Consider the following 16279-nt stretch of genomic DNA (forward strand, 5'->3'; position numbering starts at 1 on the left):
CCGCGCCGCTCAGGCTGTTGCCGTTGCCGACGCTGGCACCGTCATGGACGGCGGCGCTGCGCTCAGGCGGCCTCCGCCGCGGCCGTCAGCGCGCCGTGCAGCGATGCCGGCAGGATCTCCAGCACGCGCTCGCGGATGCGCTGCGCGTAGCGCTCGGAGGTCATCTCCGGCATCGTGCGTAGCACCAGCGCGATCGCGCGCAGGGTGTCGTGTTCCTCACGCGCGGCGCGCAATTGCGACTGCAGGGCAGGCGAGGCCGGATGGCGCTGCAGTTGCAGCAGGTCCAGCAGATACATGCGCGCATTGAGCAGCGCGCGGCGAGGGTCGGCCGGTGGGGGCGGCGCGCTCGCCGCCACCGGCGCGGCGGCGACGCTGCGGCCGTCGTCTAGGTAGCCCTGCTGCAGCAGCGCTTGCACGATCGCATCGGCACCGCGTCCGCCCAGCGTGACCAGTTCCTCGATGCTGCGCTGGCCGTCGGCCAGGATCAGCACGCGTCGCTGGCGCATGTCCAGCGGCGCATCGTGCGATTGCAGTGCCGCAAGGGCGAGGGCGGTCTTGCGCGGATGCATGGCGGCGGGGTCGGTAGGCGCGCAGTTTGGCCCGTTGCGGTGAAATGCCGATGACAGGTGCGATGCGCTGGCGTGTCGGTGCCGGTAGCCGCCTTGCCATCGACTTGATCGAACGCTTTTTCCGGGATGCCGCGCCTGTGCGGTAGCGCATCGCGGCAGTGATGCCGTGCAGCGCGATGGCATGCACGCTAGCCTATGCGCTGGTCCAGCGAGGAAGTGCGATGAAGCCGATTCAACCAGGCGTGGCGGTGTTGCTGCTCGCGCTCGTGGCCTGCGACCGGCAGCCGCCCGCGTCGCCGGCCACGCCTCCTGCACCATCCGCGCCGGCGCCCGCCGCGGCCGACGATGGCGCCTTGCCGCCGCCGGATATCGACCAGCCCGACGGCGACGTGCCGCCGGCGCAGGCGCCGGCCTCGGCGCTCCCGCCGGAACTGGCCGCGGGCGACCGGCAACTGGCGCGCATCGACGGCTACGGCGATCTGCGCCTGGGCATGCCAGTGGCGCAGGCGCGCGCCGCCTGGGGCGGCGAACTCGATGGCCAGCCCAGTGCCGGCAGCAGTTGCCACGTGCTGCGTCCGCGCTGGGCCAAGGACAACAACCAGTTCGGCCTGATGGTCGAAGGCGACAAGCTGGTGCGCTACGACGTGCGCACCGCCAAGGAAACCGCACCGGGTGGCGGCAAGGTCGGCATGGACCTGGCGCAACTGCGCGCGCTGTACGCCGGCCGCTTGGAGGAGCAGCCGCACAAGTACGTGGAGGGCGCCAAGGTGCTGCGCGTGCGCGGCGAGGCCGGCCAGCCCGGTGTGCTGGTGTTCGAGACCGACGCGGCCGGCAAGGCCGTCGCCTGGCGCGTGGGCCTGCCGCCGCAGGTGGATTACGTGGAGGGGTGTGGCTGAGGTGCGGGGATTGGGGAGTCGGGATTGGGGATTCGTAAAGGCGGCTCTATCGAGCGCTTGAGGCACAGCGGATCACGCCAGCCCTAACGCCGTACGGACACCCGCTTTTGCGAATCTCAAATCCCTAATTCCGAATCCCCGCAGCAAGCTGGCGGCGCTCGCGCCGGCGTGCACGGCGCGCGTACCAGCGTTCGCGCAGGCAGGAGAAGATCACGTACAGCGCCGGGGTGCTGAGCAGGGTCAGGCTCTGCGAGATCAGCAGGCCGCCGATCATCGCGATGCCGAGCGGGCGGCGCAGTTCCGAGCCTTCGCCCAGGCCCACCGCCAGCGGGACCGCGGCCAGGATCGCCACCATGGTGGTCATCATGATCGGGCGGAAGCGCACGATGCAGGCTTCGCGCGCAGCCTCCAGCGGGGTCTTGCCGTGCTCGCGCTCGGCGACCAGGGCGAAGTCGATCATCATGATCGCGTTCTTCTTGACGATGCCGATCAGCAGCACCAGCGCGATCATCGAGATCACCGACAGCTCGGTGCCGGTGACCCACAGCGCCAGCAACGCGCCCATGCCCGCCGCCGGTAGCGTGGACAGGATGGTCACCGGGTGCACCAGGCTCTCGTAGAGCATGCCCAGCACGATGTAGACCACCACGATCGCAGCCAGCACCAGTACCAGCATCGAATTCGGCTGCAGCTGCACACCGAAGCCGCCGCCGTCGGCGATGCGGATGTCGCCGGGCATGCGCAGCCCGTCGACCGTGGCCTTGATGATCGCATCGCCCTCGCCGGTGCTCACGCCCGGCGCCAGGTTGTAGCTCAGATCCATCGTCGTGTATTGGTTCATGTGCGTGATCTGCGACGGCGCCAGGCCCGGCACCTGGTGCGCCACCGCGGTCAGCGGGATCATCGTGCCGTTGCGGGTGGGCACGTAGATGCGGTCCAGCGCCGCCGGCGTGGCGGTCTGGTCCGGCAGCGCGTTGACCACCACGCTGTACTGGTTGAGATCGGAGTAGATGGTGGAGATCTGGCGCTGGCCGAACGCACCGTACAGCGCGCCGTCGATGGCGCCGACCGATACGCCCAGGCGTGCGGCCAGAGCGCGGTCGATGACGATGTTCTGGCGCAGGCCGGCGTTGTCCACGTCGGTGCCGACATCGCGCAGCTTCGGGTTCTGCTTCAGCGCGGCCTGCAGCTTGGGCAGCCACTCCTGCAATTGCGCGTTGTCGTTGCCCTGCAGCGAGACGCGGTACTGCGCGCCCTGGCTGGTGCCGCCGCCGCCGTCGCTGGGCAGGTCCTGGATCGCGCGCAGGCGCAGTTGCAGGTCCGGGTAGCGGTCGGCCTTGGCGCTGAGCCGCGCCAGGACCTCGGCGGTGGTCTCGGTGCGGCCTTCGTCGCGGCGCTTGAGTTCGATGTTGAAGCTGGCGCTGGAGCCCTGGCGGCTGCTGCCCAGGCGCGCGCCGACGATCTTCACCGCCGGGTCGGACATCAGCATGTCGGTGATGCGGCGCTGGCGACTGACCATGTCGGCGAAGGACACGGTGGCGCTGGAGGTGGCGCGGCCCCAGATCAGGCCGGTGTCCTGCGCCGGGAACGAGCCCTTCTTGACCGCGCCGGCCAGGAACACCGTGGCCACGATCAGCAGCAGCGGGGTCAGCGCCAGCAGCAGCGCGTGGCGCAGCGAGAAGTCCAGGGCCACGGTGTACACGCGCAGCATGCGCTCGTGCATGCGCTCCAGCCAGGCGCCGAAGCGGCCGGGTTGTTCCGGCTCGGCGTGCGCGGACAGGAAGCGGCTGCACAACGCCGGGGTCAGTGTGAGCGAGACCACTGCCGAGACGCAGATCGCCGCGACCAGGGTGACGGTGAACTCGCGGAAGAACACTCCGATCATGCCGCTGGCGAACAGGATCGGAATGAACACCGCCACCAGCGAGGCGGTGATCGAGACGATGGTGAAGCCGATCTCGCGCGCGCCGGCCAGCGCCGCATCCAGCCGCGACATGCCCTCGTCGAGGTGGCGCATGATGTTCTCGATGACCACGATCGCATCGTCGACGACGAAGCCGATCGCGATCACCAGCGCCAGCAGGCTCAGGTTGTTGAGGGTGAAGCCCATCACGTGCATCGCCAGCGCCGCGCCGGCCAGCGACAGCGGCACGGTGGCCGCAGCGATCAGCGTGGGCGCCAGGCGGCGCAGGAACAGCGCCATGGTCAGCACCACCATCGCCAGGCTGATCATCAGCGTGGCCTGCACCTCGTTGAGCGAGGCGCGGATGGTCGGGGTACGGTCGAAGTACGCCGTCATCTTGGTGCCGGGCTGCAGATAGGTGCGCAGCATCGGGATCTCGGCCTTGACCCGATCCACCGTCTCCACGATGTTGGCGCCGGCACGGGTGAACACATACATCACCACCGCCGGCTTGCCGCCGAACCAGGCCGCCTGGTAGGCGTCCTGCTGGCCGTCGTAGACGTTGGCGATGTCGCGCAGGCGCACCGTGCGGCCCTGCTGCTGGCTGATCACCACCTGGCCGAAGTCGGCGGCCTTGGCCACCGCATCGTTGGCGACGATGGCGGTGGTGGTGGCGCCGTCGCTGAGGAAGCCGGTGGGCGAGGTGACGTTGGCCGCGCGCACCGCATTGCGCAGGTCGTCCGGGGTCAGGCCCATGGCGTTGAGCGCGCGCAGGTTCACGTCCACCCGCACCGCCGGCGTGGAGGCGCCGCCGATGTCCACCGAGGCCACGCCGCTGATCTGCCGCAGGCGCTGCGCCAGCAGCGAATCGGCGACGTTGTACAGCTCGTCGGCCGATTGCGTCTCGGAGGTCAGGGCGATGGCGATGACCGGATCGTCGTTGGGATTGGCCTTCTGGTAGCGCGGCGTGGCCAGGCCGGAGGGCAGGTCGGCCTGCGCGGCGTTGATCGCGCTCTCCACGTCCTGTGCCGCCGAGTCGATGTTGCGGTTGCTCTGGAACACCATGAACACCTGGCTGTTCCCCTCCGAACTGGAGGAACGCATGGTGTCGATGCCGGGCACCTGGCCCAGGTGCCGTTCCAGCGGCGCGGTGACCGTGGACGCCATGGTCGCGGCGTCGGCGCCGGCCTGGCTGGCCTGTACGAAGATCACCGGGATCGAGATGTTCGGCAGCGCCGCCACGCCCAGGCGCAGGTAGCACATCATGCCGATCACGAACAGGCCGATGGCCAGCAGCGCGGTGCCGATGGGGCGGCGGATGAAGGGCGCGGAGATGTTCATGGGGCCGGGATTGGGAATTCGGGATTGGGGATTCGGGAAGCGGCATTCCCGCGCGCTACTGGCTCAGTGACTCCATGTGGGATGCCCGGAAACCCGACGCCGCACGCGCGCCACGATGCGCCACTGCCCAATCCCCAATCCCCAATCCCGGTGCTTCACGCCCGCCCCTCCGCCGCCGTCGCATGCCGCGCCGCGCGGCGCTCGCGCCAGGCGCGCACGCGCTCGGAGGCGCGTTCCATGTACAGGTAGATCACCGGCGTGGTGTACAGGGTGACCAACTGCGACAGCAGCAGGCCGCCGACGATGGAGATGCCCAGCGGGCGGCGCAGTTCCGAGCCGATGCCGTCGCCCAGCGCCAGTGGCAGCGCGCCGAGCATGGCCGCGGCGGTGGTCATCATGATCGGGCGGAAGCGCAGCAGGCAGGCGCGGCGGATCGCGTCGTGGGCGCTGGCGCCCTCGCGGCGCGCGTCGATCGCGAAGTCGATCATCATGATCGCGTTCTTCTTGACGATGCCGATCAGCAGCACGATGCCGACGATGCCGTCCACCGACAGGCTCAGTCCGCACAGCATCAGCGCCAGCAGCGCGCCGACGCCGGCCGGCGGCAACGTGGAGATGATGGTCAGCGGGTGGATGTAGCTCTCGTAGAGCACGCCCAGCACGATGTAGATCAGCACCACCGAGGCCAGCAGCAGCCACACCACGTCGGTCTGGCTGCCGGTGAACTCGGCGGCCTTGCCGATGAACTCTGCATGCAACTGCGGCGGCAGTTGCAGCTGCGCGCGGGTCTCCTCGATCGCCGACACCGCCTGCGACAGCGAGTAGCCCGGCGCCAGGTTGAACGACACCGTCACCGCCGGCAGCTGCTGCTGGTGGCTGACCACCAGCGGCGTGGTCGACTGCTTGGCCTCGGCCACCGCCGCCAGCGGTACCGTGCCGCCGCTGCCGACGGTGATGCCGGTGTTCTGCGCGCCGATGCCGGTGGCGGTGGAGGAGTTGCTGGAGGTGGTCTGGCCGAAGCTGGTGGCGTTGCTGGCGGTCAGCGCGCCGCTGCCGTTGCTGGCCACCGCCAGTTGATTCAGCAGCGCGGTGCTGGTGCGGAATTCCGGCGCCACTTCCAGCACCACGCGGTACTGGTTGAGCTGGGTGAAGATGGTGGAGATCTGGCGCTGGCCGAAAGCGTCGTACAGCGTGTCGTCGATGGTCTGCATCGGCACGCCGAGGGCGCTGGCCTTGTCGCGGTCCACGCGCAGTTCCAGCGCGCGGCCCTGGTTGGCCAGGTTGTTGTCCACGTCGGCCAGTTCCGGGCGCTTGCGCAGCGCCTCGGTCAGGCGCGTGGCCTGGGTCGCCAGTTCGGCGCTGTCCACGTCGGAGAGCGAGTACTGGTACTCGGTGGCGGCCACGCGCGTATCCAGGGTCACGTCCTGTACCGGCTTCAGGTACAGCGCCACGCCGGGCAGTCCGGCCACCGCCTTCTGCAGCCGCGGCATCACGTCTTCCAGGCTGTCGCGGTCGCTGCGCGGCTTCAGCACGATGCTGAGCTGGCCCTGGTTGAGGGTGGGGTTCATCGAGCCGGCGCCGATGAAGGCGGCCACGCCTGTCACCGCCGGGTCGCGGCGCAGCGCCTCGGCCACCGCCTGGGTGCGCTGCTCCATCTGCGGGAACGCCACGTTCTGGTCGGCCTGGACCACGCCGGTGATCAGCCCGGTGTCCTGCTCGGGCAGCAGGCCCTTGGGGATCACCACGTACAGCAGCACGGTCAGCACCATGGTCGCCAGCGCCACCAGCAGGGTCAGCTTCTGGTGGCCCAGCACCCAGTCCAGGCTGCGCTCGTACAGCGCCACGGTGCGCGACCACAGCGTGGTCTTGCCGGCCGCCGCCGCCCGCTCGTGCGCGTCCTCGCCCTCGGGCAGAGCGTCGGGCTTGAGCAGGTAGGCGCACATCATCGGCGTGAGCGTCAGCGACACCAGCATCGAGATCACCACCGCGATGCTCAGCACCCAGGCGAACTCGTGGAACAGGCGGCCGGTGACGCCTGGCATCAGGATCAGCGGCAGGAACACCGCCACCAGCGACACGGTCAGCGACAGCACGGTGAAGCCGATCTGGCGTGCGCCGATCTCCGCGGCCTCGCGGCCGCTCTTGCCCTGCTCGATGTAGCGCACGATGTTCTCGATCATCACGATCGCATCGTCGACCACGAAGCCGGTGGCCACCACCAGCGCCATCAGCGACAGGTTGTCCAGCGACATGCCGGCGAAGGCCATCACCGCGAAGGTGCCGGCCAGCGACAGCGGCACCGCCACCGACGGGATCACCGTGGCCCACAGCCGGCGCAGGAACACGAAGATCACCGCCACCACCAGGCCGATGGTCAGGATCAGGGTGAACTTGACCTCGTGCACCGAGGCGCGGATGGTCTCGGTGCGGTCGGAGAACACGTCCAGGTGCACGCCGGCCGGCAACACGCCTTGTAGCTGCGGCAGGATCGCGCGGATCTGCTCCACCGTCTGCACGATGTTGGCGCCGGGCTGGCGGCGCACTTCCAACAGCACCGCCGGCTTGCCGTCGGCCCAGGCGGCGAGCTGGTCGTTCTCCACCCCGTCCACCACCTTGGCCACGTCCGACAGCCGCACCGGTGCGCCGTTCTTGTAGCTGATGACGGTGTCGCGGTACTCGGCGGCGCTGGACAGCTGGTCGTTGGTGCCGATGCTGTAGGACTGGGTCTTGCCGTTGAGCGAGCCCTTCGGCGCGTTGACGTTGGTCTGGGTCAGCGCGCTGCGCAGCGCCTCCATGGTCAGGCCCATGTTCGACAGCTGCGCCGGATTGACCTGGATGCGCACCGCCGGGCGCACGTTGCCGGCGATCGAGACCAGGCCCACGCCCGGCACCTGCGACAGGCGCTGGGCCAGGATCGAGTCGGCGTAGTTGTTGACGTCGCGCAGCGGCAGCGTGTCGGAGCTGAGCTTGAGGGTGAGGATCGCCGCGTCGGCCGGGTTCACCCGGTTGTAGACCGGCTGGTAGGGCAGCGAGGAGGGCAGGGTGGACTGGCGGATCGCCGCCTGCACGTCCTGCGCGGCGATATCGATGTCGCGGTCCATCGCGAACTGCAGCACGATCGTGGACAGCCCGGCCGACGAGTCGGAGGTCATCATCTGCAGCCCGGAGATCTGCCCGAGCTGCCGCTCCAGCGGCGTGGTCACCAGCGAGGCCATGGTGCTGGCGTTGGCGCCGGGGTACTGCGTGGTCACCACCAGGCTGGGCGCGTCGATTTCCGGCAGCGCCGATACCGGCAGCTGCCGGTAGCCGAGGATGCCGAGCAGCAGCACGCCTGCCATCAGCAAGGTGGTGGCGATCGGGCGGCGGATGAAGATCGTCGAAAAGCCCACGGGGAAGATCCTTGCTGGTGAGAGTCCGGCGCGGCCGTGCCGGCGCCGGGAAAGACGGCGGAATCAGCGGCGGCCGTGACCCCGTGCCGCGATCGCGACGTGGGACGGAAACGCCGCCGCCAGCGGGCGACCCGGCGCGTGCCGGCCACGCGGGCTCGGCACGGCTACCGTCGCCTGCTGGCGCAGCGCGCTCAGCGCGGCCCGCCGCCGCCGCGGCGTCCGCCGCCGCGCTGCTGCTGCTTGCCTTCGGCGGCCTTCAGCTCGGCCTCGGTCGGCTCCGGCGGCGCCTCGCCCGGCTTCAGCGCGGTCACCTTGGTGCCGGGCTTGAGCCGGAACTGGCCCTCGGTGACCACCCGCTCGCCGGCCTTCAGGCCTTCGGTGAGCTGCACCTGGCTGTCTCCCACTTCCGCGCCCTGCTTGACCGTCTGCATCTTGACCGTGTTGTCGGCCTGCACCACGTACACGTAGTCGCCGTTGGGGCCGCGCTGCACCGCCTGGGTCGGCACCACCACGCCGTCGGCCACGGTGCGCAGGGTCAGGCGCACGTTGACGAACTGGCCCGGCCACAGCGCGCGGTCGTCGTTCGGGAACACCGCGCGGACCTTGAAGGTGCCGGTGTCGGCGCTGATCTGGTTGTCGATCACGTCGACCTGGCCGTCGCTGGCGATCGGATGCGCGTCGGTGCGGTCCAGCGCGGCCACCGGCAGCGGCGCCGCCGCCTGCGCCTGGCGCACGTCCTGCAGCTGGATCTCCGGCAGGTTGAAGATCACGTAGATCGGATGCACCTGGGTGATGGTGACGATGCTGCTGCTGGTGCTGACGATGTTGCCCACGTCCACCCCGCGGATGCCGGCGATGCCGTCGCTGGGGGCGAGGATGCGGGTGTACTGCAGCTCCACCTGCGCCGCGCGCATCTGCGCGTCGTTGGCGGCGACCGCCGCTTCGTACTGCGCCACCTGGTTGCGCTGGGTGTCCAGGTCGGTCTTGGCCACGTACTGGCGGTAGGCCGGCGAGTCGGAGCGCTGGAAGGTGGAACGCGCGGTGGCCAGCAGCGCCTGGTTCTGGCGCTTGCTCGCCGCGGCCTGGTCGTAGCTGGCCTGCAGCGAGCGCGGGTCGATCTGCGCGAGCAGCTCGCCCTTCTTCACTTCCTGGCCTTCGCGGAAATTCAGGCTCATCAGCTGGCCGCTGACCTGCGGGTTGACGGTGACGGTGCTCAGCGCGGTCACGGTGCCGGTGGCGGTGGCGTAGATCGGCACCGTCTGGCTGGTCGCGGCGACCACCGTTACCGGAACCGGCGTGGCATCGCTGTCGTCGCCCATGCCGTCGCCGGCGCCGCCGCCCTTGTGATGCCCACCGCCGCGCATGAAGCGCGTGCCCACCACCACCAGGGCCACCGCTGCGAGGATCAGCAGCGCAATCTTCCAGAAACGCGACATCCGGGGAAACTCCTGTGGCGAGGCGGGGTGGAGGGCCCTCCCGCAGTGGCTGGTGACGAGCGAGGAAGCATATCGCCGGCGCGTTGCGATTGGACCATGACTGAAGGGACAGGCCCCGCGGGTGGGCAAGGCTGGTCGTCCGCTCTCGCAACGCACCGGCGGCGCATCGGTTGACACGGATTCGCAAGGGTTTTTTCCCCGCGGCGGGATCCACGGCCGCCCCCGGCCGGCCGCCGATGCACTACATTGACTGAACGCCCGTTGCGTCCCGACCTGGAGCCCTGCCATGCCGCGCCTGTCCCGCCTGCTGTCCGCGATGCTGTTCGCCGTCCCCGCCCTGGCCTGGGCGCAGAGCGCCGAGCGCCCGGAGGTGACGGCCGCCGCGGCCAAGTTGCAGGCCAAGGTGGTGGAATGGCGGCGCGACTTCCACCAGCACCCGGAGCTGTCCAACCGCGAGGAGCGCACCGCCGCCAAGGTCGCCGAGCGGCTGCGCGCGCTCGGCCTGAAGCCGCAGACCGGCATCGCCCACCACGGCGTGGTGGCGATCGTCAAAGGCGCGCTGCCCGGGCCGAAGATCGCCCTGCGTGCGGACATGGACGCGCTGCCGGTGACCGAGCAGACCGGCCTGCCGTTCGCCTCCAAGGCCACTGGCGAGTACCGCGGCGAGACCGTGGGGGTGATGCACGCCTGCGGCCACGACGCGCATACCGCGATCCTGCTCGGCGTCGCCGAGGCGCTGGTGGCGATGCGCGCGCAGCTGCCGGGCGAGGTCATGCTGGTGTTCCAGCCCTCGGAGGAGGGCGCGCCGGGCAACGAGGAGGGCGGCGCCTCGCTGATGCTCAAGGAAGGCCTGTTCCGTGACTTCAAGCCGCAGGCGATGTTCGGCCTGCACGTGTTCTCCAGCGTCCAGGCCGGCAAGATCGCGGTGCGCGGCGGCCCGCTGATGGCCGCCTCGGATCGCTTCAGCATCAAGGTGATCGGCCGCCAGACCCACGGCTCGGCGCCGTGGAACGGCATCGACCCGATCGTGACCAGCGCCGACCTGATCGGCGCCGCGCAGACGGTGATCAGCCGCCGCGCCAACCTGTCCAAGCAACCGGCGGTGCTCAGCTTCGGCGCGATCAAGGGCGGCATCCGCTACAACATCATTCCCGACGACGTGGAGATGGTCGGCACCATCCGTACCTTCGACGAGGGCATGCGCCAGCAGATCTTCGCCGACCTGAAGACCGTGGCCGAGCACACCGCCGCCGCGCACGGCGCCAAGGCCGAAGCGCACGTGCCCGACCAGGACGGCAACCCGGCCACGGTCAACGACCCGGCACTGACCGCGCGCATGCTGCCCAGCCTGCAGGCGGTGGTGGGCGCCGGCAACGTCTACGAACCGCCGCTGCAGATGGGCGCGGAGGATTTCTCGTACTACGCGCAGCAGGTGCCGTCGATGTTCTTCTTCGTCGGCGCCACCGCCCCCGGCATCGACCCGGCGACCGCGCCCAGCAACCACTCGCCGCAGTTCCTGCTCGACGAGACTGCCCTGGACGTCGGCCTGCGCGCCATGCTGCAGGTGACGTTGGATTACTTGAAGCAGTGATTGGGGAGTGGGGAGTGGGGATTCGCAAGGGCGGGGGCTGCAGCGCCTGGACGGAATCGCTCACAAGTCCGGCATGGATGGACATCCGTAGGAGCGGCTTCAGCCGCGACAGGCTTTACCGGGAAGGCTGTCGCGGCTGAAGCCGCTCCTACAAGAGCCGTGCTCGATCGCTCCCTGTAGGAGCGACTTTAGTCGCGACGCATGAAGCCCTGAACCGAGGTGCTGCTTCGGCAGCAGTCGGGACTGAAGTCCCTCCCACAACGCTCATCGCGCCTGCTGCGAGCCCTGCAGCTGTAGGAGCGGCTTCCGCCGCGACGCGCGAAGCACCGAATCGACGCAAGCACCTCGATACCAGTAGGCGCGATTTCGCTTCTGCCAATCCCGAATCCCCACTCCCAAATCCCCGCCCCATACACCTCCCAGCCAGAACGCTCCCGCTACACTGCAGCGCATGAACACCCCCCAGGATTCCAGCCTCGGCCGCGAGGTCGCCTACCCGTCGCAGTACGATCCCGCGTTGTTGTTTCCCATCCCGCGTGCCGCGGCACGCAGCGAGATCGGTCTCGACCCGGCGGCGCTGCCGTTTTTCGGCGTGGACCGCTGGCATGCCTACGAACTGAGCTGGCTCGATGCGCAGGGCAAGCCTTGTGTCGCCACCGCGACCCTGCAGGTGCCGTGCGCCTCGCCCAACCTGATCGAATCCAAGTCGCTCAAGCTCTATCTCAACTCGCTCAACGCGATGCGCTTCAACAGCGCCGAAGCGCTGCGCAGTTGCATCGTCACCGACCTGTCGGCGCGCGCCGGCGCCGACGTGGCGATGGAGTTCGGCCTGCCGCCGATGGACACGCTGGGCGAGGGCGAGTCGCTGGACGCGCTGGACATCGCCATCGATTGCTACGGCCCGCCGCGTCCGGACTTCCTGTCCGCTACCGCCGGCGACGTGGTCGAGGAAACCCTCACCAGCGCCTTGCTCAAGTCCAATTGCCCGGTCACCGGCCAGCCGGACTGGGCTTCGCTGCATCTGCGCTATCGCGGCGGCCGCATCGATCGCGAAGGCCTGCTGCGCTACCTGATCAGTTTCCGCGAGCATGCCGGCTTCCACGAGCAGTGCGTCGAGCGCATCTTCCACGACCTGATGGCGCGCTGCCGCCCGCAGTCGCTGCAGGTGGAGGCGCGCTATACCCGCCGCGGCGGCCTGGACATCAATCCCTGGCGCGCCACTCCGGATGTGGCCGAACCGCTGAGCTTCCTGCGCGATCTGCGCCAGTAGGCAGGCGCGGCGACGTACTCGCCGCATGGCACGGCTCAGGCTGTGCCTGCGGTCCGCATGCGATCGGATTGCTGAGCGTGCCTGCGACGCGCGCCCCGCGCATGTGTCCCGAATCGCTCGAATGACAATACGTGTCGCCACATGCGCTGCGCGCTACGCGCCTGAACCGCGTCCGCGCGGTTCACGGCCGCGCTATCTTTTTTTAACAAATCCTGTGACACCGTGGCAGCGTCCGATCACGCAGGGAGCCACGCGATGAACAGCGACAAGCGCGCCGACTTCTCGGCAGTCACCGCCAAGGTGGATACCACCGCCGACGTCGTGCAGAAGGCGGATTTCTCCGACGTGCAGAGCAAGGTGGACAGCACGGCCGAGCAGGTGCAGCAGGTGTATGTGGTCAAGCCCGGCGATTCGCTGTCCAAGATCGCCAAATTGCATTACGGCGACGGCAATGCCTGGACGCGCATCTTCGAGGCCAACCGCGACGTGCTCGTCGACCCCGACAAGATCTATCCCGGTCAGACGCTCAAGCTGCCCGCCGGCGCCTGACCCGCCCTCATTGCCAATTCCCGCTCTTCCGACAGGAGTCCCGTCCCGATGAAAACCCGTTCGATGTCCTCGTTCTCGCCGCTGCTGATCGCCCTGGTGGGTGCACTGGCGCTGGCCGGCTGCAAGAAGCAGGAGCAGGAACAGCACGTGTCGTCCGATCCCACCTCGTCCGCCCCCACCGAGCAGATGCCGGGTCCGGCCGCGGCCCCGGCGGAACAGCCGGCGCCGGCCGCTGCGGGTGCCAATGCGGTGAATGTCGCTGCCGTCGCGGTCGGCAACACCGCCGCCGCGGACAAGTCGGTCGCGCCGCTGACCACGCTCGCCAGCAAGGACAAGATCATCGTCTCGGTGAAGACCGAGGGCTCGGCCACCAATGCCAACGTCGGCGCCAAGCTGGTGTTCCAGGACGGCCAGACCGCCGGCGAGCGCACCGAAACGCTCAATACCAGCGGTGCGGACACCACCAACTTCGAGTTCACCAATCCCAAGGGCTGGCCGGCCGGCCAGTACAAGGCCGAGGTCACCGTGAACGGCCAGGCGGCGGGAACGCCGCAGACGTTCCAGGTGAAGTGATCCTGGGCTGAGTCCCGGTCACGCGTCGCACGCGCCGCCTCTCTCCCGGCACGTGCGGCACGCTGGCGCAGCCGCGAGGCTGCGCCTTTTTTATGCATGGTGCGATGGGAGCGTCCCAGCGCAGGCCGCCCACATCGGCGTGCCACGCTGGAAGACACGCATCACGTGCGGAGAGGGGGTGCGTGACCGCTGCATAGCGGCTTGGCTGATGTCGTGTACAGCACGGTGTGTTGCGCGATGTCCTGTGCTGTCGCGCAGGACAGCCATCGAGCATGCACGCCCCCGCGGATTCGGCGCCAGATCGGTCGCCCGACGGATGCCGAGTTGCGTAGCGCTTGCCGACAGCACATCACACCCCGCGCTTTGCCCGCAGCCGGCAGACACGCGACAATGGACGGCCGATGTCCGCGTTTGGCGGCATCGCGAAACCTACAAGAAAACATACGCCGCCGTACTGTCGGTGCTGCCTATTCCCCCCTGCCAGAGGTCATCCGTCGCGTCATGTCGAATACGCCCAAGATCCTGTACACGCTCACCGATGAAGCCCCGTACCTGGCGACGCAGTCGCTGCTGCCGATCGTTTCCGCGTTCGCCGGCACCGCTGGCATCGCCGTGGAGACCCGCGACATTTCGCTGGCCGGCCGCCTGATCTCGCAGTTCCCCGACTACCTGCGCGAGGACCAGCGCATCGCCGACGACCTCGCCGAACTGGGCCAGCTGGCGACCACGCCGGAAGCCAACATCATCAAGCTGCCCAACATCAGCGCCTCGGTGCCGCAGCTCAAGGCCGCGATCAAGGAACTGCAGCAGCAGGGGTACGCGCTGCCGGACTACGTGGACGAACCGAAGGACGAGAAAGAGAAGGACGCCAAGGCGCGCTATGACAAGGTCAAGGGCAGCGCGGTCAATCCGGTGCTGCGCGAGGGCAATTCCGATCGCCGCGCGCCGGCCTCGGTGAAGAACTACGCACGCAAGCACCCGCACCGCATGGGCGCGTGGAGTGCCGACTCCAAGTCGCACGTGGCGCACATGGACGCCGGCGATTTCTACGGCAGCGAGCGCTCGGCGCTGATCGCGCAGGCCGGCAGCGTCAAGATCGAGCTGGTCGGCAAGGACGGTGCGGTGACGGTGCTGAAGGAAAAGACCGCGGTGCAGGCCGGTGAGCTGATCGACGCGGCGGTGATGAGCAAGCGCGCGCTGGCCGCCTTCGTGCAGGCGCAGATCGCCGATGCCAAGCAGCAGGGCGTGCTGTTCTCGCTGCACCTGAAGGCGACGATGATGAAGGTCTCCGACCCCATCATGTTCGGCGTGGTGGTCGAGGCGTTCTACCGCGATGTGCTGGACAAGCATGCCGCCACGCTCAAGCAGGTGGGCTTCGATGCCAACAACGGCATCGGCGACCTGTACGCGCGCATCGCCAGCCTGCCCGAGGCGCAGCGCGCGCCGATCGAGGCCGACCTGCAGGCGCTGTACGCGCAGCGCCCGGCGCTGGCGATGGTCAATTCCGACAAGGGCATCACCAACCTGCACGTGCCCAGCGACGTGATCGTCGATGCGTCGATGCCGGCGATGATCCGCGACTCCGGCAAGATGTGGAACGCCGAGGGCAAGCTGCAGGACACCAAGGCGGTGATCCCGGACCGCTGCTACGCCGGCGTGTACCAGGCGGTGATCGAGGACTGCAAACTGCACGGTGCGTTCGACCCGGCGACCATGGGCAGCGTGCCCAACGTCGGCCTGATGGCGCAGAAGGCCGAGGAATACGGTTCCCACGACAAGACCTTCCAGATCGCCAGCGACGGCACCGTGCGCGTCACCGATGCCGGTGGCACAGTGCTGCTGGAGCACGCGGTGGAAGCCGGCGACATCTGGCGCATGTGCCAGACCAAGGACGCGCCGATCCAGGACTGGGTCAAGCTGGCGGTCGAGCGCGCGCGCCTGAGCAATACTCCTGCGGTGTTCTGGCTGGATCCGCAGCGCGCCCACGATGCGCTGATGATCCAGAAGGTGGAGCGCTACCTGCAGGACCACGACCTCAACGGCCTGGACATCCGCATCCTGCCGCCGGTGGAAGCCACCGCGTTCTCGCTGCAGCGCATCCGCAAGGGCGAGGACACCATCTCGGTCACCGGCAACGTGCTGCGCGACTACCTCACCGACCTGTTCCCGATCATGGAGCTGGGCACCAGCGCCAAGATGCTGTCGATCGTGCCGCTGATGGCCGGCGGCGGCCTGTTCGAGACCGGCGCCGGCGGCTCGGCGCCCAAGCACGTGCAGCAGTTCGTCGAAGAGAACTACCTGCGCTGGGATTCGCTGGGCGAGTTCCTGGCCCTGGCCGCATCGCTGGAGCACCTGGGCCAACGCCACCACAACGCCGCCATCGGCGTGCTGGCGCGCACCCTGGACCAGGCCAACGGCCAGTTCCTGGACAACGACAAGTCGCCTTCGCGCAAGGTCGGCGGGCTGGACAACCGCGGCAGCCACTTCTACCTGGCCCTGTACTGGGCGCAGGCGCTGGCCGCGCAGGACGAGGACGCCACGCTGAAGGCGCGCTTCGCCCCGCTGGCCAAGCAGCTGGCCGAGCAGGAAGCGACCATCGTCGCCGAGCTCAACGGCGTGCAGGGCCAGCCCGTCGACATCCAGGGCTACTACCGCCCGAACCTGGAACTGGTCGACAAGGCGATGCGGCCGAGCAAGACCCTCAACGACGCGCTGGCGACGTTGTCGGCCTGACGCGCCCGGATCGCACCCGCCACCGCCGC

10 protein-coding genes are annotated in these 16279 nt (G+C 69.0%); 6 read left to right on the forward strand and 4 right to left on the reverse strand.

Going from position 1 to position 16279, the window contains the following annotated elements:
- Positions 1 to 62: 62 nt before the first annotated feature.
- Complete coding sequence (locus QN245_RS03075; RefSeq protein WP_317844533.1) at positions 63 to 569, reverse strand: hypothetical protein; 507 nt, start codon at positions 567 to 569, stop codon at positions 63 to 65.
- 221 nt (positions 570 to 790) lie between these two features.
- Between QN245_RS03075 and QN245_RS03080 the strand changes: the two genes are divergently transcribed.
- A complete protein-coding gene (locus QN245_RS03080; protein WP_317844534.1) occupies positions 791 to 1465 on the forward strand; it encodes a lectin in 675 nt (224 codons plus the stop codon).
- Between the two features lie 124 nt (positions 1466 to 1589).
- Here QN245_RS03080 and QN245_RS03085 read toward each other — a convergent pair whose 3' ends face one another.
- The 3 genes from QN245_RS03085 to QN245_RS03095 form a co-directional block, all read right to left on the reverse strand.
- The gene (locus QN245_RS03085) at positions 1590 to 4709 is read right to left on the reverse strand and encodes an efflux RND transporter permease subunit (protein WP_317844535.1); all 3120 of its coding nucleotides are present in this window, start codon (positions 4707 to 4709) and stop codon (positions 1590 to 1592) included.
- Between the two features lie 155 nt (positions 4710 to 4864).
- Entirely contained in the window at positions 4865 to 8098 is a 3234-nt protein-coding gene (locus QN245_RS03090) for an efflux RND transporter permease subunit (RefSeq protein WP_160969319.1), read from the reverse strand.
- Between the two features lie 191 nt (positions 8099 to 8289).
- The gene (locus tag QN245_RS03095; RefSeq protein WP_184447311.1) at positions 8290 to 9534 is read right to left on the reverse strand and encodes an efflux RND transporter periplasmic adaptor subunit; all 1245 of its coding nucleotides are present in this window, start codon (positions 9532 to 9534) and stop codon (positions 8290 to 8292) included.
- Between the two features lie 286 nt (positions 9535 to 9820).
- On the opposite strand from QN245_RS03095, the gene QN245_RS03100 reads away from it, so the two are divergent.
- The 5 genes from QN245_RS03100 to QN245_RS03120 all read left to right on the forward strand — a co-directional run bounded on the left by QN245_RS03100 (position 9821) and on the right by QN245_RS03120 (position 16250).
- Positions 9821 to 11125: a M20 family metallopeptidase gene (locus QN245_RS03100; protein WP_184646175.1), complete on the forward strand. Its 1305-nt coding sequence runs from the start codon at positions 9821 to 9823 to the stop codon at positions 11123 to 11125.
- A gap of 451 nt (positions 11126 to 11576) precedes the next feature.
- Positions 11577 to 12395, forward strand: coding sequence for an NADPH-dependent 7-cyano-7-deazaguanine reductase QueF (gene queF / locus QN245_RS03105; protein ID WP_184447309.1), 819 nt, complete (start codon positions 11577 to 11579; stop codon positions 12393 to 12395).
- Positions 12396 to 12650: 255 nt separating this feature from the next.
- Positions 12651 to 12944, forward strand: a complete 294-nt coding sequence (locus tag QN245_RS03110; protein WP_160965905.1) for a LysM peptidoglycan-binding domain-containing protein — start codon at positions 12651 to 12653, stop codon at positions 12942 to 12944.
- Between the two features lie 48 nt (positions 12945 to 12992).
- The gene (locus QN245_RS03115) at positions 12993 to 13517 is read left to right on the forward strand and encodes a hypothetical protein (protein WP_160965907.1); all 525 of its coding nucleotides are present in this window, start codon (positions 12993 to 12995) and stop codon (positions 13515 to 13517) included.
- Positions 13518 to 14018: 501 nt separating this feature from the next.
- A complete protein-coding gene (locus QN245_RS03120; protein WP_317844536.1) occupies positions 14019 to 16250 on the forward strand; it encodes an NADP-dependent isocitrate dehydrogenase in 2232 nt (743 codons plus the stop codon).
- Positions 16251 to 16279: the final 29 nt, after the last annotated feature.

Origin of the sequence: Xanthomonas rydalmerensis, assembly GCF_033170385.1 — a bacterium.
Lineage (GTDB): Bacteria > Pseudomonadota > Gammaproteobacteria > Xanthomonadales > Xanthomonadaceae > Xanthomonas_A > Xanthomonas_A rydalmerensis.

What these genes read in the sequence shown, in the direction of transcription:
- QN245_RS03075 (WP_317844533.1), bottom strand. Translation starts at nt 569, where the DNA reads ATGCATCCGCGCAAGACCGCCCTCGCCCTTGCGGCACTGCAATCGCAC.
- QN245_RS03080 (WP_317844534.1), top strand. Translation starts at nt 791, where the DNA reads ATGAAGCCGATTCAACCAGGCGTGGCGGTGTTGCTGCTCGCGCTCGTG.
- QN245_RS03085 (WP_317844535.1), bottom strand. Translation starts at nt 4,709, where the DNA reads ATGAACATCTCCGCGCCCTTCATCCGCCGCCCCATCGGCACCGCGCTG.
- QN245_RS03095 (WP_184447311.1), bottom strand. Translation starts at nt 9,534, where the DNA reads ATGTCGCGTTTCTGGAAGATTGCGCTGCTGATCCTCGCAGCGGTGGCC.
- QN245_RS03100 (WP_184646175.1), top strand. Translation starts at nt 9,821, where the DNA reads ATGCCGCGCCTGTCCCGCCTGCTGTCCGCGATGCTGTTCGCCGTCCCC.
- queF (WP_184447309.1), top strand. Translation starts at nt 11,577, where the DNA reads ATGAACACCCCCCAGGATTCCAGCCTCGGCCGCGAGGTCGCCTACCCG.
- QN245_RS03110 (WP_160965905.1), top strand. Translation starts at nt 12,651, where the DNA reads ATGAACAGCGACAAGCGCGCCGACTTCTCGGCAGTCACCGCCAAGGTG.
- QN245_RS03115 (WP_160965907.1), top strand. Translation starts at nt 12,993, where the DNA reads ATGAAAACCCGTTCGATGTCCTCGTTCTCGCCGCTGCTGATCGCCCTG.
- QN245_RS03120 (WP_317844536.1), top strand. Translation starts at nt 14,019, where the DNA reads ATGTCGAATACGCCCAAGATCCTGTACACGCTCACCGATGAAGCCCCG.